This is a genomic window from Streptomyces sp. SID14515, assembly GCF_010548505.1.
Taxonomy (GTDB): domain Bacteria; phylum Actinomycetota; class Actinomycetes; order Streptomycetales; family Streptomycetaceae; genus Streptomyces; species Streptomyces caviscabies.
Genome location: NZ_JAAGMH010000097.1, coordinates 304,452 through 328,931 on the forward strand (window position 1 = coordinate 304,452; position 24,480 = coordinate 328,931).

The 24,480-nt window shown below is 71.3% G+C and carries 19 protein-coding genes and 2 pseudogenes; 8 read left to right on the forward strand and 13 right to left on the reverse strand.

Translation table 11 applies throughout. From position 1 onward, the window contains the following. Positions 1–34 precede the first annotated feature (34 nt). Positions 35–610 (reverse strand): annotated as a pseudogene (locus tag G3I54_RS21520) (MFS transporter); the annotation flags it as partial. A 210-nt stretch (positions 611–820) separates the two neighbouring features. Here G3I54_RS21520 and G3I54_RS21525 point away from each other — a divergent pair. Beyond that, positions 821–1,477: a maleylpyruvate isomerase N-terminal domain-containing protein gene (locus tag G3I54_RS21525; RefSeq protein ID WP_164616498.1), complete on the forward strand. Its 657-nt coding sequence runs from the start codon at positions 821–823 to the stop codon at positions 1,475–1,477. A 95-nt stretch (positions 1,478–1,572) separates the two neighbouring features. Here G3I54_RS21525 and thpR read toward each other — a convergent pair whose 3' ends face one another. Continuing rightward, complete coding sequence (gene thpR / locus G3I54_RS21530) at positions 1,573–2,202, reverse strand: RNA 2',3'-cyclic phosphodiesterase (protein WP_164616499.1); 630 nt, start codon at positions 2,200–2,202, stop codon at positions 1,573–1,575. A 134-nt stretch (positions 2,203–2,336) separates the two neighbouring features. Continuing rightward, positions 2,337–3,263, reverse strand: coding sequence for a LysR family transcriptional regulator (locus G3I54_RS21535; RefSeq protein WP_164616500.1), 927 nt, complete (start codon positions 3,261–3,263; stop codon positions 2,337–2,339). A gap of 247 nt (positions 3,264–3,510) precedes the next feature. Between G3I54_RS21535 and G3I54_RS21540 the strand changes: the two genes are divergently transcribed. Continuing rightward, entirely contained in the window at positions 3,511–4,752 is a 1,242-nt protein-coding gene (locus tag G3I54_RS21540) for an MFS transporter (RefSeq protein WP_275408004.1), read from the forward strand. A gap of 89 nt (positions 4,753–4,841) precedes the next feature. On the opposite strand, the gene G3I54_RS21545 is transcribed toward G3I54_RS21540, so the two are convergent. Further along, positions 4,842–6,419, reverse strand: coding sequence for an MFS transporter (locus G3I54_RS21545; protein WP_239144489.1), 1,578 nt, complete (start codon positions 6,417–6,419; stop codon positions 4,842–4,844). A gap of 285 nt (positions 6,420–6,704) precedes the next feature. On the opposite strand from G3I54_RS21545, the gene G3I54_RS21550 reads away from it, so the two are divergent. Further along, positions 6,705–7,301 (forward strand): XRE family transcriptional regulator, encoded by a 597-nt coding sequence (locus G3I54_RS21550; RefSeq protein WP_164616503.1) that lies wholly within the window; start codon positions 6,705–6,707, stop codon positions 7,299–7,301. A gap of 55 nt (positions 7,302–7,356) precedes the next feature. On the opposite strand, the gene G3I54_RS21555 is transcribed toward G3I54_RS21550, so the two are convergent. Next, the gene (locus tag G3I54_RS21555; protein WP_164616504.1) at positions 7,357–8,493 is read right to left on the reverse strand and encodes a PQQ-dependent sugar dehydrogenase; all 1,137 of its coding nucleotides are present in this window, start codon (positions 8,491–8,493) and stop codon (positions 7,357–7,359) included. A gap of 626 nt (positions 8,494–9,119) precedes the next feature. On the opposite strand from G3I54_RS21555, the pseudogene G3I54_RS21560 reads away from it, so the two are divergent. Then, positions 9,120–10,415, forward strand: a pseudogene (locus G3I54_RS21560) (glycoside hydrolase family 6 protein); the annotation flags it as partial. Between the two features lie 149 nt (positions 10,416–10,564). Here the strand turns inward: G3I54_RS21560 and G3I54_RS21565 are convergent. The 4 genes from G3I54_RS21565 to G3I54_RS21580 form a co-directional block, all read right to left on the reverse strand. Then, positions 10,565–12,493, reverse strand: coding sequence for an HtaA domain-containing protein (locus G3I54_RS21565; protein WP_164616505.1), 1,929 nt, complete (start codon positions 12,491–12,493; stop codon positions 10,565–10,567). 218 nt (positions 12,494–12,711) lie between these two features. Then, positions 12,712–13,857 (reverse strand): DUF6596 domain-containing protein, encoded by a 1,146-nt coding sequence (locus G3I54_RS21570; RefSeq protein WP_164616506.1) that lies wholly within the window; start codon positions 13,855–13,857, stop codon positions 12,712–12,714. A gap of 7 nt (positions 13,858–13,864) precedes the next feature. Then, on the reverse strand, positions 13,865–14,272 hold the full coding sequence (locus G3I54_RS21575) for a YciI family protein (RefSeq protein WP_164616507.1): 408 nt from the start codon (positions 14,270–14,272) through the stop codon (positions 13,865–13,867). Between the two features lie 133 nt (positions 14,273–14,405). Next, a complete protein-coding gene (locus tag G3I54_RS21580) occupies positions 14,406–15,614 on the reverse strand; it encodes a saccharopine dehydrogenase C-terminal domain-containing protein (RefSeq protein WP_164616508.1) in 1,209 nt (402 codons plus the stop codon). Between the two features lie 190 nt (positions 15,615–15,804). On the opposite strand from G3I54_RS21580, the gene G3I54_RS21585 reads away from it, so the two are divergent. Then, positions 15,805–16,554, forward strand: a complete 750-nt coding sequence (locus G3I54_RS21585; protein ID WP_164616509.1) for a TetR/AcrR family transcriptional regulator — start codon at positions 15,805–15,807, stop codon at positions 16,552–16,554. A gap of 85 nt (positions 16,555–16,639) precedes the next feature. Continuing rightward, a complete protein-coding gene (locus G3I54_RS21590) occupies positions 16,640–17,446 on the forward strand; it encodes an alpha/beta hydrolase (RefSeq protein WP_164616510.1) in 807 nt (268 codons plus the stop codon). A 20-nt stretch (positions 17,447–17,466) separates the two neighbouring features. Here the strand turns inward: G3I54_RS21590 and G3I54_RS21595 are convergent, their stop codons facing one another. Next, a complete protein-coding gene (locus G3I54_RS21595; protein ID WP_164616511.1) occupies positions 17,467–17,949 on the reverse strand; it encodes a MarR family winged helix-turn-helix transcriptional regulator in 483 nt (160 codons plus the stop codon). A 99-nt stretch (positions 17,950–18,048) separates the two neighbouring features. Between G3I54_RS21595 and G3I54_RS21600 the strand changes: the two genes are divergently transcribed. Both G3I54_RS21600 and G3I54_RS21605 read left to right on the forward strand, forming a co-directional pair. Beyond that, positions 18,049–18,396, forward strand: a complete 348-nt coding sequence (locus G3I54_RS21600; protein WP_239144465.1) for a DoxX family protein — start codon at positions 18,049–18,051, stop codon at positions 18,394–18,396. Between the two features lie 86 nt (positions 18,397–18,482). Beyond that, on the forward strand, positions 18,483–19,067 hold the full coding sequence (locus G3I54_RS21605; protein WP_164616512.1) for a DUF998 domain-containing protein: 585 nt from the start codon (positions 18,483–18,485) through the stop codon (positions 19,065–19,067). 65 nt (positions 19,068–19,132) lie between these two features. On the opposite strand, the gene G3I54_RS21610 is transcribed toward G3I54_RS21605, so the two are convergent. From G3I54_RS21610 to G3I54_RS21620, 3 genes are all read right to left on the reverse strand, one after another. Further along, a complete protein-coding gene (locus tag G3I54_RS21610; RefSeq protein ID WP_164616513.1) occupies positions 19,133–22,129 on the reverse strand; it encodes a family 16 glycoside hydrolase in 2,997 nt (998 codons plus the stop codon). Between the two features lie 370 nt (positions 22,130–22,499). Further along, positions 22,500–23,978 carry an alpha/beta hydrolase gene (locus G3I54_RS21615; protein ID WP_164616514.1) on the reverse strand — a complete coding sequence of 493 codons (1,479 nt, stop codon included), beginning with the start codon at positions 23,976–23,978 and terminating at the stop codon, positions 22,500–22,502. A gap of 113 nt (positions 23,979–24,091) precedes the next feature. Next, on the reverse strand, positions 24,092–24,415 hold the full coding sequence (locus tag G3I54_RS21620; protein ID WP_164616515.1) for a hypothetical protein: 324 nt from the start codon (positions 24,413–24,415) through the stop codon (positions 24,092–24,094). Between the last annotated feature and the right edge of the window lie 65 nt (positions 24,416–24,480).

Here is a 24,480-nt window from a genome sequence, read left to right on the forward strand (position 1 = left end):
GGGCGTGGGCCGTCGGATCGGTGGTGTACGGGGCTCAGTGGTGCGCGGGGCCGGACAGTGCCGAGCCGGGGCCGTGGCGGCGCAGCAGAAGCCCGGTCGCCAGGGCGCCGGCGGCGAGGGCGAGCGCGCTGTCGAGGCTGTCGCGCGCCCGGTCGGATACCCCGGCGGGGAGGTCGATGGTCGCGGAGTACACAGCGGTCAGCAGACTGCCGAGGAGCGCGACCGCGACCAGGCCGCCGAACTCGTAGGAGACCTCCTCGACGGACGAGGCCATGCCCGCCCTGCCGGCGGGAACGTTGCCCATGATCGCGCTGGAGGCGACGGACATGGCCGCGCCGAGGCCGCTGCCGGTGATGATCAGCCCGGTGACGAGGAGGGGCGAGCTGGTGGCGAAGTTCATCAGGGCCACCACCGTGCCGACGGCTCCGAGCGCGAGGCCTCCGGTGACGAGGGGCAGCAGGCCGACACGGTGGAGGATCGCACCCCCGAGCACCGCCGTGGGGAACGCGCCGAGAGCGACGGCCGCGACGAGGAATCCGGCCCGCAGTGGGGTGAAGCTCTCCACGAGCTGGAAGCGCTGCGTGGTGACCAGCTGGATGCCGGCGAGGGCGAGTCGGAGGCTGTCCACAGCACGCCCGCCGAGGCCATCGCGCGGGCGACCGAGTTCCTGCTGACGCACGCCCGGCCCGCAGGGAACGAGATCGCGGGGAACGAGACCGCGGGGAACGAGACCGCGGGGAACGAGACCGCGGGGAACGAGTCCGGGTGACCGGGAAGTTCGGCTTGTCCGTCATTCCGCCATCGCACTACCGTTGCCGGTGTGGATCTCTTCGCACACTCGTGGACAGCACTGCGTGAGGCTGTCGCCGGACTTTCCGACGAGGACTTCGACCGGCCGTCCGGCTGTACCGGCTGGCTCGTGCGGGACCTGGTGTGCCACCTGATCATCGACGCACAGGACGTCCTGATCACGCTGGTGACACCCGCCGAAACGGAGCCGACCCGTGACGCGGTGACCTACTGGACTGTCTCCGCTACGCCACCCACGGGCGACGATCCGCTCGACGCCCTGACCGTGCGGCTGGCAGCCGCCTACCAGGATCCGGGTCTGCTCACGTTCCACCTCGACGACGTGGGCTCCGCCGCGGGCCGCGCCGCACGGCTCGCCGATCCCGATCTCCGGGTCAGCACCTGCGGCGAGGTTCTCACCGCCGGCGAATACCTCTCCGCGTACGTCCTGGAGTGGACGCTGCACCACCTCGACCTGGTCATGCACCTCCCGGACGCGGCGGGGCCGCCCCCGGAAGGGCTCGCCCGGTCACGTGACATGGTCGAGCGGATCAGCGGGGCCGCGTTCCCGGATTCGTTCTCCGACGAGGACGTGTTGTTGGTCGGCACCGGGCGGCGGGCCCCGACCGCCGCCGAGACATCCGAACTGGGCGAACTGGCGGCGGTTGTCCCGCTCGTTCTCGGCTAGCCGCCCGCCGGTTCCTGGTTTTCGGCCCCCGGCCGGTTCCTGACTCCCGGCCGGAGCTGCCGCTGCCCCGCTGCCGTGGCGGCCGACGCGCCGCTTCAGACCCCGCTTGCCCCGGCCCGGAAGTCCCAGGCCTCGATGTCGCGGTAGTGGATCGGCCCCGGGCCGCGGCCGATGTTGCTGCCGACCAGATGGAGGCGCCCCGCCTTCCAGCTCCGCCCGGCGAACCCGGCCAGCCCGGCGGCCGCCTCCACCGTGGCCGCCTGGTCGCCCCGGCGGGACCGGGCCAGGGTCAGATGCGGTCGGAGCGGCCGATCCGGGAAGGCGACACCGCACTCCCTGACAACGGCGCGTACGTCGGTGGCGAGCCGGTGCAGCCCTTCGAGGTCCCCCGTGACCCCGGTCCACAGCACCCGTTCGTCGAAGTGCCCGCCGCCGTGCAGCGCCAGCCGCAGCGGCGCTTGTCGCGCCGCGAGCGCGGCGAGCGGCGGCATCAGGGGCGGGACGGCGGTGACCGGTACCTCACCGAGGAACGCCAGGGTGATGTGCCAGTCCTCGATGCGGTTCCACCGCATACGGGGGTAGGCGTCGTAGGCCGGCCGCAGCGCCTGCGCCAGCTCTTCCTTCGCTCCGTCGGGCGGAGCGAGCGCCAGGAACACGCGGGTCGTCGTGGCCCGGACGGGTTCGTCCGCAAAGGGGCCGGTCACGGCTTCGAGCGGTTCGTTCACCTGCCGTACGGTACGTGTCGGCCACGCCCGTGCCGTAACGCGGGCGCGCCCCTCGTCGTCGAGCTCGAAGGGGCCCTCGGGGAGATGACGCAGAACGGGCGCGAGCCGGGGCCGTCCCGGGGCGGCGGTGTACGTCAGCGGGCCCAGGCCGGTGTCCAGACGTCGGCCGGCGGCTCCGGCCGTACTCGCACGAGGTATCTGCGCAGCGCCGCCAGCACCGGGTGCGGGTTGTCCGTCCGGCACAGGAACGCGTGCGGATAGACCGGCGTCGGCCCCACCACCGGGATCCGCCGCAGGTCATGGGCGGTCGGCCACACGTATCTGTCCCGCGACCCGACGAGGGTGGCCAGCGCCGGGGAGTCGGCGATCGAGTCCATCAGGGCCTCGGTGCCGAAGTCGGGCCCGACCGCGTCGACGCGCAGACCGAAGTCCTCCGCGAGCTCGTCGTAGTAGGCGGCCCACTCGGTGCCCTGCTTGATGCCCGGGATCCAGATCCGGTGCCCGGCCAGGTCCGCCGGGGTCAACGACCGGGCGGACGCCAGCGGGTGGCGCGGTCCGACGAGGAGCTGCAACGGATCGTCCAGGACGCGCTCGGCGCCGATCCCGTCGGGCAGCGCGCCCGCGGGCACGGCGCGGAAGGTCGCGTCGACCTCGCCGGCCCGCACGGCCTCGGCCGCCCCGGCCACGTTCGCGTCGGCGAGGGTCACCACGTCCAGGTCCGTGCCCGGGTGCGCCTGGTAGAAGCCGCGTACGGCCAGCGCCGGGGCGATACGCCGGTGGAGCACGTCCACGCGCAGCACCCGGTCCCCGGGACGTACCGAGGCGGCGGCCCGTTCCACGGCCCGCAGGACCTCCCGGGCGTGCGGAAGGAAGGCCTGCCCGTCCAGAGTGGGGCGAGCCCCGCGAGCGGTGCGGACGAACAGAGTCACCCCGAGCGCGCGCTCCAGGCCCGCCACGCGCTTGGAGACGGCCTGCTGGCTGATGCGCAGATCCACGGCGGCTTCCTGGAACTGCCCGGTGTCCGCGACGGTGACGAAGGTACGCACGGCTTCGATGTCCACGCCCCGAACCCTATGCCTCCACAACGATCGGTTGTGGCTCACCGGCTGAACGGTTGTTGGATCACAGGCATGCTCTGCTGGTCGAATCCTCGCCGTCAACGATCGGTTGTGGCGGAAGGTTCATTTCATGGCAGAGCAAGAGCGGCCAGGGCAAGCGTGGCCAGGGCGAGTGCGGCCAAGGCAAGAGGCGGCAGGGCAAGAGCGTGCAGGACATGAGCGGGCACGGCAGGAGAGCGTACGGCCGGAGCTGGGGCGCTCCTTCGGATGGCTGTGGGCCGCGTTCACCGCCTCCACGGCCGGCACCTGGTTGGGGTTCGGCGCGTTCCCGCTGATCGCGATCCAGGTGCTGCACGTCGGCCCGGCCGAGGTCTCGGCGCTTGCCGCTGCCGGCCTCGCGGCCGGAGCACTCCTCGCGCTTCCGCTCGGCCCCTGGGTCGAGGCCCGGCGGAAGAAGCCGGTCATGGTCGTCACCGACCTCGTACGGTTCGGCGCCCTGCTGACGATCCCGCTCGCCTATTTCACCGGCACGCTGACCTACACCCAGCTGTTGATCGTCTCCGTGATCGGCGCGGCGGCCAACATCGCGTTCACCTCCGCAGCGGGCGCGTATCTCAAGCAGCTCGTGCGCCCGGACCATCTGCTGGTGGCCAACGGCCGCTTCGAGACGACCACCTGGACCGCCACAGCGGTCGGCCCCACGCTGGGCGGCGCGGCGATCAGCCTGTTGGGGCCCGCCGTCACCGTGATCGCCAACGCCGCCGGGTTCCTGCTGTCCGCGCTCGGGATCGGCGCGATCCGGCAGAAGGAGGCCGCACCCGAGCACGCCCCGGCCGAGAAGTTCCGGGCCGCGGACCTGGTCCAGGGCTGGAAGTTCATCCACGAGGACCCGCTGCTGCGCTCGCTGTTCCGGAACACCGTGGCCGTCAACGCCCTGATCATGGCCACCGAACCGCTGATGGCGGTCCTGCTGCTGGACGACCTGGGCTGGGCCGCCTGGCAGTACGGGCTCGCGTTCGGCCTGCCCTGCGTCGGCGGGTTCGTCGGCGCCCAGGCCGCCCCGCGTCTGGAAGCCCGCTACGGACGGCGGCGCGTGATGAGGACCTCCGGGATCCTGCGCGCCCTGTGGCCCGTCGGGCTGTTCTTCGTCATGTCCGGGACCGGCGGAGTGCTCCTGGTCATCGCCGTCGAACTGGCCCTGATCACCTGCATGGGCGTGTTCAACCCGCTGTTCGCGACGGAACGCCTCCAGCGGGTGCCGGCCGACCGGGTCGGCCGGGTACTGACGGCCTGGCAGGTGACCGGGGTCGGGGCCATCGCGCTGCTGACCGCTCTGTGGGGTGTCCTGGCCGCCCTCACCGACGCGCGCATCGCGATCGGCATCGCCGGCGTGCTCCTCCTCGCGACGCCGTGGCTGCTGCCGCGCGAGGAAGAGGGCCAGGGCCGGCCCCGTACCAGCGGTCCGGAGGAGCCGGCCCTGACCGCGGCCTGAGCCGGAGTGCCCGGCTCCGGTCACTGACCACGGCCTGAGCCGGCACGCCCGGCCCGGCCCGGCCCGGCACGCCCGCCCTCGGCCAGGACTCAGGAAACGATCGCGTCGGCCCGTCCGGAGACGCCCGGCGCATCAGGCGAAGCCGTCGCGTCCGGGCCGGCCGCCCGCGAAGGGCTCTCCACCGGGTGAGGGTTCCTCTCCGCGGGGCGGGGGCTCTCCGTGGCGCGGGCGGGGCGCAGCGGCCCCCGAACCAGCACATAGAGGAACAGCGCGGCCATCACGGCGACCCCCGCCCACATGGCGTTCTGCCAGCCGTCGACGAACGACTGCCGTGCGGCGCGGACCAGCTCCTGTGCGTACGGCCCGGCCCCGTTCGCCGCCTCGACCGCGTTGGCGACGCCTTCGCGCGCGGCGTCGGCCGGGCCGTCGGGGACATCGGCGAGCCGCGAGTCGATGGCACCGCGATAGCCGGAGGACAGCAGCGCACCGAGCAGAGCGACGCCGAGCGCGGTGCCGAACTCCCGGGTCACGTCGTTCAGCGCGGACGCGACCCCCTGGCGCTCGCGAGGGAGCGCACCGGTGATGGCTTCGGTGGACGGCGTCATCGCCAGTCCCATACCGAGGCCCATCGCCAGCATGCCCGGAAGCACGGACAGGTAGCCGCCGTCCACGGAGACGATTCCGGCCATCAGCGCGAGCCCCGCCCCGGCCAGCAGGATGCCCGTGGCCATGGTCGCGCGGGCGCCGATCCGTGCGGCCAGGTGGGGTGCGAGGCCCGAGGCCATCATCATCAGGACGGCCATGGGCATGAGGGCCAGCGTGGACAGCAGTCCCGACCAGCCGAGGACGGCCTGGAGGAACGGAAAGAGGACCACGAAGATGCCCGCCTGAACCCCGAAGACCACAAGAAGCGTGACCGAGCCCCCGGCCAGTCCGCGCTCGCGGAACAGACGTACGTCCAGGAGCGCGGCATCCCCGCGGCGCAGCTCCCGGGCCACGAAGCCGATGGCGGCGATCACTCCGACAGCGAGGCCGATCAGCGTCACGGGTGCGGTCCAGCCGCGCTCCGGCCCCTCCTGAAGAACGAAGATCAGCCCGACCACGGCCACGACCGAGGTCAGCGCACCGCCGACATCGAACCCATGCCGGGACACCTCGCGGGAGTCGGGAACGTACCGCAGCGTCATGACGAGAGCTGCCGCGCCGAGTACCAGCGGCAGGACGAACAACCACCGCCAGCTCGCCACGTCGACCAGTGCGGCGGAGAGGAACATGCCCAGTACGCCACCGCCTCCGGCGACCCCGGTCCATACGCCGATCGCCCGGCCCCGCTCGTTCTCGGGGAAGGTCGTGGTGATCACGGCAAGCGTGATGGGCATGATCATCGCCGCGCCCACCCCGCTGAGCAGCCGTGCGCCGAGCATGACCTCGGCCGACGGGGCGAGCCCCGCCGCCGCGCCGGCCAGACCGAAGACCGCCAGACCGGTCAGCAGCACGGGCTTGCGGCCGAGCCGGTCGCCGATCGCGCCGAGCGGCAGCAACAGGGCGGCCAGGGCGAGGGTGTAGATGTTGATGATCCACAGGATCGTGCTCTGCGAGGCGTCGAAGGCGACGGCCAGGTCGGGCTGGGCGACGTTGAGGCCCGAGACCGAGGCGATCACGGCCATCAGCGCGAGGCACACGGTGATCAGGATCGTGCGCCGCCGGCGCGCGTCGAGCACACCCTCGCCGGGCGCACCTTCGTTGGACAGCCCCTCGCCCTCGCCGGACAGGTGCTCGGCGGGCACCCCATCGCCCTCGCCTGACAGGTGCGGGGCGCCATTCGGATCGACGCTCACCGGACCGGGCTGGTTCGTACTCATGGATACCTCTTTCGTGCGAGCCCACTTCTTCCGGGGCCGAGCACGAACGACGCTAAGCGCGACTTGCCTCAATGGCATACAATCATGCCTATGACGCAAGAAGATGGCGAGCTGGGCAGCCTCGTACGCAAACGCATCCGCGCGCTGCGCGTGGCCCAGGGCTGGTCCCTGGAGGAACTGGCCACCCGCGCGAAGGTCAGCCAGTCCACACTCAGCCGCATCGAGAACGGCCGCCGCCGACTGGCCCTGGACCAGCTCGTCACCCTCGCCCGTGCCCTGGACACCTCCCTCGACCAGCTGGTCGAGACCGCGTCCGACGACATCGTCTCCAACCCGATGATCGACGGAGCCCACGGTCAGATGCGGTGGCCCATCAAGGCGGAACCCGGCATGACCGTCATCCGCCAGCGCATGACCGAGCCGCCGCCCGACAACCCCGCGCGCCTGCGCGCGCATCCGGGCCGTGAGTGGCTCGTCGTCCTCTCCGGCACCGCGATCCTGCTCCTGGGCAACCGGCGCCTGCGGATCGAGACGAACCAGGCGGCGGAGTTCCCCACGATGCTCCCGCACGCGATCGGCGCCGAGGGCGGACCGTGCGAGCTGCTGGGCATCTTCGACCGGGACGCCCGCCGCGGTCACCAGCGCGGCGACGGCGCGGAAAGGGCGGAGCCCCGCCGATCGTCATGATCGGCGGGGCCCCGGGCGCAGGTCCGTGCGGCCGGCGCCCGCGCGGCTCAGCGGCTCACGCGGGGTCGACGCGGGAGACGGTGCCGTTGCTGCCGAGCACGTACAGCTCGCCGTCACCGCCCTCCACGAAGGAGATGACCTCGCCGGCGCTGACTCCGAGGTCGCCCACGCCGGTCACCTCGCCGTCCGCCATCTGGAGCGTACGCAGAGTGCCGTCGCAGTAGTCGCTGAACACATAGCTCCCCTGCAGGTCCGGGAGCGCCTCGCCGCGGTAGACGAATCCGCCGGTCACCGAGCACCCGAGGCCCGTACGGTCGTACTCGTGCACCGGCGGGACGTGGTTCGCGGGCTCCGTGCCGCCCCGGAAGGGATGCGTGCCCTCCATGGAGGACCAGCCGTAGTTCTCGCCGCCCTCGCTGTCCGCCGGAGCCCAGTCGATCTCCTCCCAGTCGCTCTGGCCGACGTCGCCGATCAGCAGGTCGCCCGTGCCCGCGTCGAAGGAGAACCGCCACGGATTGCGCAGCCCGTACGCCCAGATCTCGTCCTTCGCGTTCGCGTCGGCCACGAACGGGTTGTCCGCCGGGATCGCGTACGGCTCGCCGCCGCTCGGGTCGATCCGCAGCAGCTTGCCGAGCAGGGTGTCGAGCTTCTGCCCGTTGCCGTGCGGGTCGCCGCCCGAGCCGCCGTCGCCGAAAGCGATGTACAGATAGCCGTCGGGGCCGAACTTGATGTCCCCGCCGTTGTGGTTCGCGTACGGCTGGGTCTGGGTGAGAACCGTCCGCCGCGTGTCCGGCTGGAGTTGACCGTTCTCCACGGCGAACTCGTCGATGGTGCTGGTGCCTTCGAGGTCGGTGAACGAGATGTAGAAGTGCGCGAACGTCTTGTCGAACGCGACGCCCAGCAGGCCGCGTTCGCCGTCGGTGGTGGTCTCGTCGGATATGTCGAGGACGGGAGAGCCGAGACCCGAACCGTCCAGGACCCTTACGGTGCCCGCGCGTTCGGCGATCCACAGCGTGTCGTCGGGCCCGGCCGCGCCGGCGGACGGGCCCTGGGCCTTGGCCACTTCGGTCAGGGAGGCGTTCACCGGCTGAACCGGGGCGGCGGGCTCGTCGGCCGACGCCGTGGCCAAGGCCAACGACGTGACGAGGCAGAGCGTGCCGATGATCGCCGAGCTTCTGGTGCGAAATTTCACCGTGGCCTCCTGGAGGCGGCGAATGGGGGAGATCACCCGGCTGCTCGAGCGGAGTTGAGTGGGGGGCGCGAGCCGGCAGGCAACCTGGGTGGGGGAAAGGGTGTGTCACCGGCTACAGGTGAGGATAGGGGGACGGACACGGCCTGGCCTAGACCAGCGTTACGGCATCTTCTCCCGCCGTGCGTTCCCCGGCGTGTTCCAGCCGTGTTCCGCAGCGCGCTCCCCGGTGGGCCCTGCGCCTCTGCAAGTCGGTAGTCGGCCAATCGTCGACGCGAACTCGACCGGTGACGCACTCATGCCGGTCGTGCCGATGTCGTCGCTCCACGATGGGAGCGCTCCAGTCGTCGCCAACTGCCGCTCCGCACAAGGTGATTGCGTTGGAACGCTTGACAGTCATCGGATGCCCCGTCAGTTTGGGAGCGCTCCCACAAGCGCGCTTCCCCACCCGCTTCCCCCCACCCGCTTCCCCTGCTTCTCCTTCCCCGAGCGTCACGGACCCCTGAACCCGTCCGTCGATACCCGTGACGGACGTACGAGAGGAACACGGAGCCGCAATGAGAATCCGAGGCACCACCACCCCGCACGCACCGCGCAGAACGACGGCCGCCGCACTGTCCGCCCTGATCATGGGCGCATCGCTCGCGGTCGCCGTCCCCGGACAGGCGTCGGCCGCCGCCCGCGTCGACAACCCCTATGCGGGCGCCACCGCGTACGTGAACCCCGACTGGTCCGCCAAGGCCGCCGCGGAACCCGGCGGCGGCGCCATCGCGAACGAGCCGTCGTTCGTCTGGATGGACCGCATCGCCGCGATCGAAGGCACACCCGGCGCGCGAGGCTTACGAGCGCACCTCGACACGGCCGTGAGCCAGGGGGCCGACCTCTTCCAGGTCGTCGTCTACAACCTGCCCGGCCGGGACTGCGCCGCACTCGCCTCCAACGGCGAACTCGGCCCCACCGAGCTCGACCGCTACAAGAACGACTACGTCGACCCCATCGCCGACATACTCGGCGATCCCGCCTACGCGAGTCTGCGCATCGTCACGCTCATCGAACCGGACTCACTGCCCAACCTCGTCACCAACGCCGGAGGCACGGCCGGTTCGACGCCCGAGTGCGCCACGATGAAGGCCAACGGCAACTACGAGAAGGGCATCGGGTACGCCCTGCACACGCTCGGCGCCCTGCCCAACGTCTACAACTACGTCGACGCGGCCCACCACGGCTGGCTCGGCTGGGACTCCAACTTCGTTCCCGCGGCCGAGCAGTTCAAGAAGGCCGCGACGATGGAGGGCGCCACCATCGCCGACGTACACGGCTTCATCGTGAACACGGCCAACTACTCGGCGCTCCAGGAGCCCCACTTCGCGGTGACCGACTCCGTGAACGGCGCCACGGTGCGCCAGTCGCGCTGGGTGGACTGGAACCACTACGTCGACGAGCTCTCGTTCGCCCAGGGCCTGCGCGCCGAACTGGTCCGCCAGGGCTTCGCCGCCGACCTCGGCATGCTCATCGACACCGCCCGCAACGGCTGGGGCGGCTCCTCCCGGCCCGCCGGACCCGGACCGCTGACCGACGTCGACGCCTATGTGGACGGCAGCCGCACCGACCGCCGCATCCACGCGGGCAACTGGTGCAACCAGAGCGGCGCGGGCATCGGAGAGCGGCCCACGGTCGCGCCCGAGCCGGGGATCGACGCCTACGTCTGGGCCAAGCCCCCGGGTGAGTCCGACGGCAGCAGCGAGCCCATCGACAACGACGAGGGCAAGGGCTTCGACCGGATGTGCGATCCGACGTACACCGGCAACGGCCGCAACGGCTTCAACCTCACGGGCGCCCTGCCCGACTCCCCGGTGGCCGGGCACTGGTTCTCCGGACAGTTCCAGGAACTGCTCCGCAACGCCCACCCGCCGCTCGACGGTGGCGGCGGCAGCACCGGTAGCGCCGGCAGCGGCGTCTAGCAGGACACCCGGGCGCCGAGCCACGGCGATCGGGGCGTGCGCACCGCACCCGACGGGAACAGCCCCGCCGGGTGCGGTGCGGCGTGCAGTGCGGTGCGGTCGGGTGGCCCGGGTCAGCGCACGTCCACCCGGTCGCCGGAGCTGGTCGTGCCCAGACGCGCCGACGTGGCCTTGAACTGCGCCTTCCAGGTGCCGTCCTTCTTCGCGGTGAACCCCTTCGAGAAGACGCCCTTGCTGTTGGTCTTCACGGTGGCCAGCTTGCTCCACTTGCTGGAACCGTCGGCCTTGAACAGGATGCTGACCGACTGGCCGGAGGTGTTCTTCCAGGTGCCGTCGAGGCTGCGCAGGGTGCCCTTGACGGTGATGGTGCGTCCCTTGCGGACCGGCTCGGGGGAAGCGTTGAAACCGGACACGGCGGTCCGCAGCTTGACGTCCACGGAGTCCAGGGAGCTGACGGCCGCGGCACGCTCGGCGGTCCCCGCGTAACGGGCGCGCCAGGTGCCGTCCTTGACGGCGGTGACCGATGCCGAGACGGCGCCCTTGCTGTTCGTGGTGACCGTGGCGGTCCGGCTCCAGGTCTTGCCGCCCTTCGACCGGAACTCGATCAGGACGGGCGCCTTGGCCAGCGGACGCCAGACGTCGTCCGTGGCGCCCGCGGTCTGGAGCGTGCCGACCACCTTCAGCTTGGCGCCCTTGCCGACCGGCTCGGGCGAGGCGTTGAAGGAGACGATCCGGGCGGGCACGGCGGACACCGTGAGTGTGGCGGCCGACGTCGCCGTCTCACCGGACGCGTTGACGAAGACGGCCCGGTAGCGGTGGCCGTCGAGCGCGGCTGACGCCTTCACCGACAGGGTGGTGGAGGCGGCCTCGGCGACGGTGCTCCAGGTCGCGCCACGGTCGGTGCTGCGCTCCCAGCGGACCGAGTCCGCGCCGGTCGCGGCAGCGGTGAACGTGCCGGTGGCGCCCGAGCGGACGGTACGCGACGCGGGGTGCCGGGTGACGGTGGCGGCGGGGACCTCGACGCCGAACTTCAGCGGCTGGGCCACGTCCTGGGCGCGGGAGGGCAGCCAGGTGGGGTCGCTGCCGTCGTGCGAGTTGAAGCTCGTGATGAAGCAGGCGGTGGTGCGGCAGTCGACGGCGGGCGCGCCGGAGGGGGTGAACGTCTCGGTGAGCTTCGCCGTGACGCTGAAGGTGCCGTCCGCGCCGACCTGGCGGACGTACACCGCGTTCCCGTAGACGCTGGGGTACGTGGTGCCGGGCAGGGCGATGGACTGGGCCAGGTACAGCCCGCGCCCGGGCTGATAGCCCTTGCCGCTGATGGTGACCTCGGTCTCCGCGCCCAGCCCGCTGACCTGGCTGACCGTCAGCGTGGGGACACTGACGCCGCCGCTGACGGCGAGGGGATCCAGGACGGTGCCGACCGGGTACATGGGTTGGCCCTGGAAGGCGAAGACCTCCGCGCCCTCGGCGGTGAGCGTGGCCGTGATGCCGCGCCAGTCGAGGGTGGATCCGTCGAGGGCGCCCGCCGTCGCAGTGAGGGCGGCGAGCGGCACGCCGGGCGTGGTGACCGGGGCCTCACCGGCGACGAGATCGGTCGTCAGGTCCACCTGGAGCGTGCCCCGGCCGTCCTTGATGACGACACGCGGGTTGGCGAGGGTGATGGCGGTGATGCCGTGGCTGGGCACCGCGTAGGTGACCGAGCCGCCGAAGCGCACATCGGCGGAACGCTTCGCGGCGTCCACCGAGCCGTGCTTGACGGGATAGCCGATCAGCCCGGCCGCGTCCTTGGTCGCGCCGCCCGCCACCTCCACCGAACCGCCCGAGAACGTGACGTAGCGGACCCAGGACTCCTTGAAGCCCCACGAGGACCCGCCGGACACCAGGATCGGGGAGGCCGCCGATGTGGTGCCCGCGGCCTCCGCCGGTGCGGCGGCGTGGACGCCCGGGGCGGCGGACGCGGGTACGGCGAGGACGCCGGCGCCCACGGATATGACGGTGAGGGCGGCGAGAGCGGCCAGGCGGCCGCGGCGGGGCATGGACATGCGCTGCATGTCTCCTTCGGGGGAGGGGGACGGCGCACGTCTGGACGGAGCCGTTCCCGGGAGGCGAACGAAAGAAGGGGGGATACCGGCTTCTTGGAATGTGGGGGACCCGAAGACGACAACCGCATATTAGGTGAGGCTTACCTAAATGTCACGATGGGGGTGCGCCGCGAACCGTCGGCCGGTCGGCTTCGTCACCACCTGCCCGCGCCGGGCCGTCACCGCGGACGCTCGGCGTTGAGCCGGGCGGCCTGGCGCGTCAGATGGGCACGCTCGGCGAGGGTGGGGGCCTGGTGGGCGGCCTCCGCGTACAGCCGTGCCGCCGTCGCCGGGTCGCCGTCACGCTCGTGGAGATACGCCGCCACCGCGGTGTACCGGGGCAACGAGTCGCTCAGCGCGGCGAGTTCGGCGAGCCCGGCGCGCGGACCGTCGGCCTCGCCGACGGCCACCGCCCGGTTGAGCCGGACGACCGGGCTGTCCGTGAGGCCCGCCAGCTCGTCGTACCACTCGACGATCTGCACCCAGTCCGTCTCCTCGGCGGTCTGCGCGTCGGCATGGAGTGCCGCGATGGCGGCCTGGGCCTGGAACTCGCCCAGCCGGTCGCGGGCGAGCGCAGCCTGCAGGATCTCCACCCCCTCGGCGATCGCCGCGGTGTCCCAGCGCCCCCGGTCCTGCTCGGCGAGCGGCACCAGGCTCCCGTCCGGCGCGGTCCGGGAGGCGCGCCGGGCGTGGTGGAGCAGCATCAGGGCGAGCAGCCCCGCCACCTCCGGATGGTCGATCGCGGCCGCGAGCTGACGGGTGAGCCGGATCGCCTCGGCGGCGAGGTCGACATCACCGGAATAGCCCTCGTTGAAGACCAGATAGAGGACGCGCAGCACGGTGGCGACATCGCCGGGCTGATCGAACCTCACACCGGAGACGGTGCGCTTCGCCCGGCTGATGCGCTGCGCCATGGTCGCCTCGGGCACCAGATACGCCCGGGCGATCTGGCGGGTCGTGAGCCCGCCGACGGCGCGCAGCGTGAGCGCGACGGCCGACGACGGCGTCAGCGACGGATGGGCGCACAGGAAGTAGAGCTGAAGCGTGTCGTCCGCCGCCGGCGCGGGCCCGGGCGCGGGCTCCTCGTCGACGAGGCCCTCCCGCCGTCTGCGGGCGGCCTCGGCCCGGGTCGCGTCGAGGAACCGCCGCCAGGCCACGGTGACCAGCCAGCCCTTCGGATCCCGCGGCTGATCGTCCGGCCAGACGCGGACCGCCTCGACCAGGGCGTCCTGCACGGCGTCCTCGGCCGCCGCGAAGTCCGCTCCGCGGCGGACGAGGATTCCCAGGACGCTCGGTGTGAGGCCGCGCAGCAGGGCCTCGTCCATCGAGGCGTCACTCCGTGACGGTGGGCGGCGCGGTCAGGAACGGGCGCAACTCCAGCCACTCGTGGATCGGCTTCCCGCCCGCCCCCGGAGCGGCCGACAGCTCACCGGCCAGCTCGACGGCACGGTCGTAACCGTCGACGTCGATGATCATCCAGCCGGCGATGAGGTCCTTGGTCTCGGCGAACGGACCGTCGGTGACCGGCGGCCGGCCCTCACCGTCGTACCGGACCCACGCGCCCTCGGGAGCGAGCGCCTGGCCGTCGACGAACTCCCCGGTCTTCTCCAGCCGGTCCGCGAAGTCCTGCATGTACTGCATGTGCGCCGAGATCTCCTCGGGCGTCCACCGGTCCATCGGTACGTCGTTGACCGCGGCCGGGGCTCCGCGGTAGTGCTTCAGCAGCAGGTACTTGGCCATGGTCTTACTCCTCGATGCCGTGCGACCCATTCTGGCCGCTCTCACCACGGGGACGGAGCCGGATCCTGGTTCTCGACATCGTCGCCCGAAAACTTCTCGACTTCTTTCCGGAGGGCCGCGGACGGGCCCGCGGTCACTGCTCGCGCAGGCCCCACGGGGATCCGTACGCGATGAGCAGATCGAGGAACGGGCGCGGGTCCAGCGCCTCGGCGCCGAGCACGCCCGCGCCGCTCCACGCGCCGTTCGCCACGAGTTCCAGGGCGATCACCGGGTTGATGGCCGTCTGCCAGACCACGGCCTGGGAACCGTACTCACGCATCGACCACTGGTTGTCGACCACGTGGTAGAGGTACACCTCGCGGGGCGCGCCGTCCTTCGTGCCCTTCACCCAGGTGCCGGCGCAGGTCTTGCCGTGCATGCGGTCGCCGAGCGAGGCCGGATCCGGCAGGCAGGCCGCGACCACATCGCGCGGCGACACGTCACCGCCGGGCACGCTCACCTTGTCCGTACGGTCCAGACCGAGCTTGTGCAGCGTCTTGAGGGTCTCGATGAACTCGTCGCCCAGCCCGTACTTGAAGGTGACCCGCCGGGACTCCACCCAGCGCGGGATCAGCAGGACCTCCTCGTGCTCGACGTTGACGCACTCGACCGGCCCGATGCCCTCGGGGAAGTCGAAGACCTCCGGCTCGCTGAACGGGGCCGTGGTGAACCAGCCCCGGTCCTTCTCCCAGACCACCGGCGGGTTCAGACACTCCTCGATGGTGGTCCAGATCGAGAACGACGGAGCGAAGTCGTAGCCCTCGACGGTGAGATTCGCACCGTCGCGGACACCGATCTCCTCGATCGTGTCGAACAGCTCGTCCGCGGCGTACCGGGCGAAGACGTCGGAGAGCCCCGGCTCGACGCCCACCCCGACGAGCGCGAGCCGGCCGGCCTCCTCCCACGCGGCGGCGCGCTCGAACTGCCCGTCGCCGAGCTTGACCCCGCACTCCTCGTACGGGCGCTCCGGATGCGGGGAGGAGAGAGACATGGCCATGTCCAGATAGTCGACGCCGGCGGCCAGCGCCGCCTCGAACAGCGGCATCACGAACCGGGGGTCGGTGGCGTTCACGAGGATGTCGCACCGCTGCTCGGCGAGGAGCGCGGTGACCGCCTCCTTGTCCGAGGCGTCGATGCGCAGCGCGGTGAACCGGGCCCGCTCCCCGCCGAGCGCGGCCACCGCGGCCTCGGCCCGGGACAGGTCGTAGTCGGTGACGATCATGTGGTCGAAGAACGAGCGGCGGGCGGCGATCCTGGTGATCGCCGTGCCCACGCCACCTGCGCCGACGAGCAGTACGCGCATGGCGGATGTGCCTTTCGTCGATGAGCCGGGCCGTGCGGCCCGATGCCCTTGGATTCGTCCATGAAAGGGGCGTACTTGAGTAACGTCAACGCAGTTGGCATAAGCTCGGGTCCGACAGGTCCGCGCAGGGCGCCGAGCCCGGAACCGGACCGGAACGAGGCAGGAACCGGACCGGAAGAGGAGGGCTCCGATGGCGAAGGAAGTGGTTCCCGAGGACGGGCGCCGACGCAGAAGGCCGACCAAGCAGGGCGTGGTCGTCACCCAGCACCTGATCGTCGAGACGGCGCTGCGCATGCTCCACGAACACGGCCGGGACGGACTGACCGTGCGACGCCTGGGCGTCGCGCTGGGCGCCGACCCGAGCACGCTCTACCGCTACTTCCGCGGCATCGACGACCTGACCCTGGCGATCGCCGACGAGCTGATCGGACGCGCGATGCGGGGATGGCGGCCCGGTGGGGAGTGGCGGAAGGACCTGCGCGAGGTGGGCCTGCGCATCCACACCGCCTACCTCGCCCACCCGGAGGCCGCGGTGCTGACCGCCAGCCGGGTCAGCGGCCGGGCCAACGAGATCGCCGGCGACGAGGCGGTCCTCGGCATCCTGCGGTCGACCGGGCTGCCCGACCCGGACGTCGTACGCATCTACCAGGCGTTCGTCGACCAGGCGCTCGCCTTCGCCGCACTGGACGCCGCGAGCCTGGCACTGCCCGAAGCGGCACGGGCCGCCGACGAGCGGGTCTGGCGCGCCACCTACGCCCGGCTGCCCGCGGAGACCCACCCGAACATCGCCGCCACCGCGCCGCTGCTGGTGGCGAGGATGAACGACAGCGCCTACCCCACGGCGCTGGAGATGCTCCTCGACAGCGCGGCGGCGAGCGTCCGGCGCGCGCGGCGCGGGAGCGGCCCGGACGACGCGGGCGTCGACCGGGACCGCTCGTAGGCGGCCGCACGGCTCCGTGTGGCGGCCCCCGGGGTCGCGGCGCAGACTGGCCGGAGACGACGGCGTCCCGGAGAGGCCTGGAGCGATGGGCGAGTACGCGGACCTGCCAGGTGTCAGGACCTGGTACGAGACCGAGGGGACCGGCGACCCGCTGGTCCTGCTGCACGGCGGCTTCTGCACCAACGACACCTGGGGCGCGCAGCGCGCCGACCTCGCCGCCGCCTACCGAGTCCTCCTGCCGGAACGGCGCGCCCACGGGCACACGGCCGATGTGGCGGGGCCGCTGACGTACCAGGACATGGCCGAGGACACCGTGTCCTTCCTGGAGCAGGTCGTCGAAGGGCCGGCGCATCTGGTGGGCTGGAGCGACGGGGGAGTGGTCGCGCTGCTCGTCGCCATGGCCCGGCCCGACCTCGTGCGCAAGGTCGTGGCGATCGGCGCCAACTTCCGTCCGGGCCCGGAGTGTTTCGTCGAGCCGTCGATGCTCGACGCGATGACGCCGGAGGGGCCCGACCTCGCCTTCTTCCGGGAGCTGTACGAGCCCGTCGCACCGGACGGCGCGGGCCACTGGCCGGTGGTGGCCGCGAAGGTGATCGACATGTGGCGTACCCAGCCGACGCTCACGACCGAGGAGCTGGCCCGTGTCGTGGCGCCCACCCTGGTCATGGTCGGCGATGACGACCTGATGACGCTGGAACACACGACCGCCCTTTACCGCGCGATCCCCAACTCACAGCTCGCGGTCGTGCCCGGCGCGTCCCATCTGGTTCCGCTGGAGAAGCCGGCTCTCGTCAACCGCTTGATCCTCGACCATCTCGCGCAGGACGCGGTGGAGACGATGATGCCCGTCAGGCGAGCGGAAGCGGGGACCGCCGACGACACGGTGCTCTGACCGACACCGGGCCCCGGAGCTCAGTCCTCCGTGCAGCTGAAGTCCCGCGGTGAGGTCCGCAGCTTGCCCAGCAACCGGCGCAGCGCCCCCTGATCGCGTTCGGACAGGTCAGCGAAGAGCTCCTGCTCCGCCGCGTCGAGGGCCACGTCCGACGTACGGAGCTGCTCGGTCCCCTGCGGGGTGATCTCGACGATGTGCCGGCGGCGGTCCGCGGTGTCGCGCCGGCGGCGTACGAGATCGCCGCCCTCCAGATCGTTGAGGAGGGCGACGAGGACGCTGGGATCGACGTCGAGCCGCTCGATCAGCGCCTTCTGCGTGACCGGCCCCTCGGCGAGCTGCAGCAGCGTCATCATGTGCCGCGGAGTGAGCCCGGTGGCCGCGAGCGCCTTGTGGATCAGGGTCTGCGTCGCATTGCCGTGGTAGGCGAGCAGGAAGCCGAGGCGTTGGTCCGGAGACATCGACGGTCCCGCGGATTCCTTGATGGCCCTGTCCTGAGCTGGCATTCCCCCACGGTATCAGGGCATCCATTGTGGAACGAAGAAAATCGTTTATAGTCATCAACGATATATTCAGATCCATCATTGATGATCCCGAGGTAACCCATGTTCATCGCCTACGCCGTGGTCGGCGTCCTCCTCGCCCTCGCCATCGGCGCCTCCGCCGTGCTGACGTTCACACGCAACGAGGCCATCACGGCCTCGATGGGCAAGGTGGGCGTTCCCGACACCTGGTTCCCCCGGCTCGCCTCGCTCAAGGCGGCGGGCGCCCTCGGCCTCCTGATCGGCCTCGGCGTGCCGCTGATCGGGTCGGCCGCCGCCATCGGCGTCGCCCTGTACTTCATCGGGGCCGTCGTCTTCCACGTGCGCGCCAAGGACTACGAGATCGCCCCGGCCGTGGTGCTCGCCCTGCTGGCGGTCGCCGCGTTGGTCCTGCGCGTACTGTCCGCCTGAGCCCCCGGACGCCGCCGATCGCCGCGCCCCCGGCCCGGGGTGCGGGGATCAGCGGTTAGCGAGATGTGCGCATTTATGCTGGCTCGATGCGATCTGCTCCATGGTGGGCGTTGGTCTCCTCCGGCTGCGCCCCCGTGCTCCTGGTCGGTTCCTGGACGATTGCGCAGCTGCGCCAAGGCCCGGAGTACGACCCCGCGAGGCACACCCTGAGTGTGCTGGCCGCCTACGGTGCTGCCAGCTACTGGCTGATGACGGGGATGCTGCTGGTGCTGGGAACGTGTTACGTGGTGACGGCGAACGCGCTCCGGCAGGCGGCGCTCCCCGGACGGGTGGCCCTGGCCGGCGGCGGACTGTGCGCCCTGGCCCTGACGTTGGTGCCCGCACCGAGCAGCGGCGGGGCGCTGGAGCACGGGGCCGTGGCCACCCTGGGCCTCCTGCTGCTGGCGGTGTGGCCTCCGCTGGCCGCCGTCCGGGGGAGGAAGCCGGTGCCGTGGGGCCTGAGACTCGATGTGTCCCTCGCCGCGAGCGCGTTGATGTGCGCGAGCGCTCTGTGGTTCCTGGCGGAACTGCAGAGCGCGGGGGCGCCCGGCGTCGCCGAGCGCGTGGTGACGTTCGCCCAGGCGCTCTGGCCGTTCCTGGTCGTCGTCTCCTGCCGGCGGAGCACGGCCTGACGGGCCGCCACCGGAATCCGGGGCGACAGCAGGCCGCCGCCCCGGAACCCTTGCCTCAGGTCGGCTTAGGTGAGCGGCTCGACCCACACATTGCGGTAGCGGATCTTGCTTCCGTGGTCCTGGAGCTTGATCGCCCCGGCCGTCGGACCCTCGGCCGCCCCGCCGCCGGTCGCACCGTCGACCGCCACGTCGTCGTGGACGGTGACGCCGTTCCACACGACGGAGATCCGAGCGTCCTCCGTCTTGTTGCCCGAGGAGTCGTAGCGGGCGGCGCGGAAGGTGATGTCGTACGTCTGCCAGGTCTCCGGCGCCGTGGCGGCGTTCACGTCCGGAGCCTTCTTGGTGTAGATCGCCCCGGCCTCGTTGTCGGCGAGCGTGGTGTCACCGTACGAGTCCAGGATCTGCACCTCGTAACGCTCCTGCAGGTACACACCGCTGTTGGCCCGGTCCTGGCCGGTCACGTCCGGCGGAAGATTCGGCAGCCAGAACTCGACATGCGCACGGAAGTCCTGGAAGCCCTGCTTGGTCCGCAGGTCCCCGCCGGATATCTCCATCTCCCCATCGCTCACCGGCCATTCGGGTGTGCGCCCGTCCGGATGCTGCCAGGCCGCCTGGTCCGTGCCGTCGAAGAGCTGGACACGGGCGCCCTTCGGATGGACGGTGATCATGTCCAGGTTCACATGACCGGTGTCGCCGCTGTCGTACGAGTACGTGATCGTGTTGCGGCCCTCGCGCAGCTCCAGCTGCTCGGTCCCCGTCGACCAGGTCTTCCAGTCGGTGGTGGACAGCAGCTCGATCTGCCGCACCTTCTCACCGTTGACGTGGACGCTCACCGTCTTGGTGCCGGGAGCCGGGTTCGGCCCGTTCGAGTAGCGCAGACCCACGTCGTACGTATCCGCCTCACCGGCCTCCACGTCGAAGGTGACCGCCGCGCCCTCCTCGCCGAAGTTGTCGACGAAGCCGCCGCCGGAGTAGCCCGCGTGCTCGGTGTCGACCCCCGCACCTCCGGTGAGGGCGCCCTCCTCCGCCTCGTACTGGGTGGCCGGAGGCTGGTCGCCCGGCAGCGAGTTGAGCGTGTACCAGGCCTCCGTGCTCCACAGCTCCGTACCGTCGGCGGAGCTGAAGGGGCGCGGCGAGCGGACGTGGACCACACGGTTCGCCTTGAGCCCCGGGATGGTCAGCGTGACCTTCTTGCCGTCCTCGGAGAGAGTGGCCGCACTGACGGCGAGCGACTCCTCGTCGATCTTGGGCCCGCCGTACTGCGGCGTGGGGGCGTACGTCCACTGATCGACCCGGTAGCTCTCGGCGAGCTTCGCGGCTGTCTCCTCGGAGAGCGGCTCGGTGTACTCCAGCTCGAAACCACCGGGCTTCGCGCGCATGGCCAGGATGTCGAAGGCCTTGTCACCGCTGGGGGAGAGCTTCTGGAGCCCGTAGGTCAGCTTGCCCTCCTGGCCCCAGTTGCCGCCCGCGCCGAGCCCGCCGGCGTAGATCGCACCGTCCGGGCCCATGCTGATCCGGTTGACGCCGGCCTCCAGGCCCTGGGTGAAGCGGAAGACCGCGCCCTGGTACTCGCCGTCGACCTTCTCCAGATAGGCGCGCTGGATCCCGCCGTACGTGACGTCCCCGAACAGCATCTGCCCGGCGAACCGGCCTTCGGTCAACTGGAGCGGTGTGCTGGGGGAGTTGGCTATCTCGTTCTGCGGCAGCCACAGCACCGGCTTGGTGACCGGCTTCGCGTCGAACGGCCCCGCCGGGTTGGTGTAGTGGTTGAAGAACCGGTCCTGCTTGATGTGGAGCAGCTTCGAGGAGGGCAGCCAGCCGCCCTGGTTGTCGAGCACGAACATGTCGCCCTCGGGCCCCCAGCCGATGCCGTTGGGCGTACGCAGGCCACCGGCGACGTAGTCGACCTCACCGGTCTCCTTGTTCACCTTGATGGTCGATCCGCGGCTCGGCGCCGGCTGCGGATCGGTCGTCGCCCCGCCCAGGTCGATCGCCACGGACAGGTTCAGATAGAAGTACCCGTCCCGGTAGAGCAGGCCGAAGGCGAACTCGTGGAAGTTCCCGCCGTACGGCCAGGTCGCGACCGTCCGCCGCTCATCGGTCACATCGTCGCCGTCGGAGTCGGTGAGCTCGGTGAGCTCATGCTTCTGGGAGACATACAGCTTGCCGTCGACGGCCTTGATGCCCATGGGCTCCTTGAGTCCCTCGGCCACCTTCTTCGCCGTCACACTGCCGGGACCGGTCTCGCCCTGGACGCCATCGAGGAGGTAGACCTCTCCGGTCTCGTTGTCCGTGCCTCCCCAGGTGGTCACGGCGAGCCGGCCGTCGGGCAGCCAGTCCATCGCGGTGACCTGCGGCTCGAAGCCCGCGGGACGCAGATCGGTGAGCGCGTAGTCCGGGTGCGTCGCGGTCAGCGGCAGCCCGTCGCCGGGGGAGTCGAGCGCGCCCTCGCACTCCTTGCGGCCCGGCGCCGTCACCCGTACGACATCGGCGTCGGTGCTCAGCACGGAGTTCGGCACGACGGCGAAGTCCGCGGCGCCGGGCGGCTTCCACTCCAAGGTGATCTGCTGGCCGCCCGTACGGTCGAAGTGGTCGATCCGCACCGCGTGATGACCCTTAGTCAGCTCGACGGAGCCGTCCTTGGGGTCCGCGCCGTGCAGCCCGTCGTGGTCGATGACGGTGGAGTCGTCGACCCGTAGCCGCGAACCGTCGTCGCTGGTCAGCCGGAAGGCGTACGCACCGTCCTCGGGCACGGTGAGGTTGGCCGTGATCTCGGAGACGAAGTGGTCTTCGAAGCCGAAGTCGTCCGGCGAGCTCCAGTCGATCTCGGGCATCAACTTGTCGACGTTCGGCGTCTGTCCGGTCTTGATGTCGCACAGTTCGCTGAGGGGGACCTGCACATCGAAGACGCGCAGGGTGACGCCCGGCTCCTGCGGCGGAAGTTCGTCCCGCGGCGCCGGCGCGGCGGCGGCCGGCACGGCGGAGAAGGCGCCGACGAGGAACGCGGAGACCAGCAGACCGGTGAGATGTCTGCGGCAACGGTGGAGCGGCCGTGGATGCATTCTTCCTCCTGGCCCCTCGCGGCGAGGGGCACGTCGCGGCGGTGGGTGGGGCCACCCGGCGCCCGGGGGTGAACGTTCGGCTCGTGCGGTGGGGCAGCGCATGCTCCGGACAGGGGCTCCGGTGGCTGCGCCGAGAACAGTAGGAGGCTTCTACCGGCGGCGTCCATACTTCGTCACCACAGTGTTCAAAGTTCGCCGGTGATGATGCAAAGTGCTCAAACGCCTTGGTGTACAAGGCATCTGGCTGTCAGTCAGCAACAACCAGAAGCCCGGACACCACCCCTGGTGTTCCACCACGAGCTCGCGCACCCGCCCCCGCCGGACGACATCGACGCGGGGCAGCACCCCCCCTCAGCCGAGGCCTGTGCCCCTACGCGCCCGGCTCCGCCGCGCACTCGAGGTCCCGCACCGGGCGCTTCCCGGTGGTCAGGAACCTCGTCACCGAGTCGTTCGCGCAGACGTTGCCGTCGAACGGATAGACACCGTGCCCGCCCTGATCCGCCGTCACCATCGTGGCCCGTTGGCCGAACGCCCGCCGCAGCTCCAGGGCGCCGGCCAACGGCGTCCCCGGGTCGCGCTCGTTCTGCACCATGAGCACGTTCGACGGCCCCCGGTCACCGATCCGCACCGGCGGCTCGACCGGTCCGGTCGGCCAGAACGCGCACGGCCCGATGCTCGCCGTGGAGCCACCGAGCATCGGATACCGCAGCCGGTCGACCACCACATTGCGCTGGTACTCCCGCACCGTCCCCGGCCAGCGCGCATCACCGCAGATCACATAGAAGCGCGCCGCCATGAGGTTCTCCAGGTTCGCCGGCAGCGGCAAGGAGGGCGGCAACGGCCGGTCCGTGTCGAGCGCCTTCCAGAACTCCGCCAGGTGCGGCATGAGGGCATCCACGTACAGACGCTCGAACGTGACCCCGCGGAACGCCGTCCCGTCGACACCCTGGACCGGCTTCCTCTCCAACCGCTCCGCGAGGTCGAAGAACTTCGCGGTCACCTGCTCCGGCGTGCTGCCCAGACCGTACTCGGGGCGCGCGGCCGCGAACTCCGCGAAGTCCGGGAACCGGTCCTCCAGCCCACGGGCGAACAACCGCATGGCCGTGACGTCGTAACCGCCGGGACCCAGGTTGCTGTCGAGCACGACCCGGTCGCCGCGCCTCGGGAACATCGTCGTGTACACCGCACCGAGGTACGTGCCATAGGAATGGCCGAGATAGGAGATCTTCCGCTCGCCGAGCGCCGCCCGGATCCGGTCCATGTCGCGCGCGGTGTTCGCGGTGGTGATGTGCGGCAGCATCCACGCCGTCCGCGACGTGGCGCACTGCCTCGCGACGGTCCGCGCGTACCCCGCTTCCCGCGCGACGTCGGCCGCGGTGTGCGCGTACGGAGCGAAGTTGCCGCGGTACTGCTGCTCCTGCGTCAGATCACAGGTCACCGGCGAGCTGCGGCCGACACCCCGGGGATCGAAGCCGATCACATCGTAGGAGTCCAGCACCCCCCGGGGCAGCCCCGAGGCGGCGAGAACGGCCGGATAGTCGAGCCCCGAACCTCCGGGGCCGCCAGGATCGGTCAGCAGCACACCGCGGCGCTTCGACGGGTTCTCGCTCGCCAGCCGGGAGATCGCGATCTCGATCCGGCGACCGTCCGGGCGCCGGTAGTCCAGCGGGACGTCGAGCGTCGAGCACTCCAGACGGGGCGAGGAGACGTCCTCGGGGCACGGACCCCACCGCACGGCGTCCGAACCCGCGCCCACGGCTCCCGGAGTCGCCGCCACCGACGCCCCCGGCATCGCGGCCGCCACCGCCACCGCGCCGGCGGCGAGAGCGAGCGACAAGGATTTACGCATCTGAACTCCTCCTGGAAAGGGCGCACGAGGCGCCGGAAACGCGGGCTCGCAGCGCCCGCCGCTGACGGTGTGGCGTACCAGCGGTCATGAGGGCCGCCACCGCCCTTCGGCCCTCACCCCCTCGGCGACGCCGAGGAGCGGGCCCGTCCTCCCGGACCGGTTCGGACCGTCTCCCGCCCGCGGACCACCCCGTAGCCGCCGGCCCGCTCGACAGCGGACTCCCGGCGGATGTGCGCCCAGCCACCGCACACCACCGAGAGCAGCGCGACGAGCCCGAGGAGCACCATCGGACCGGCAGAGCCGCCCGGCACCCGGCCGAGGAGACCCCACAGCAGCTCCGCGTCCCGGTCGGGCAGACCGCGGATCACCGCCTGGGAGGCCAGGGCCGTCACCACCATCCCGGCCGCCTCGAGCACCACCAGGCCACGCTCACGCATCGCGCTCCTCCGTCCCACGTACGGTCCTCTCGGCACGGGGACGAGTCTGTCCGCGCGGCGGAACC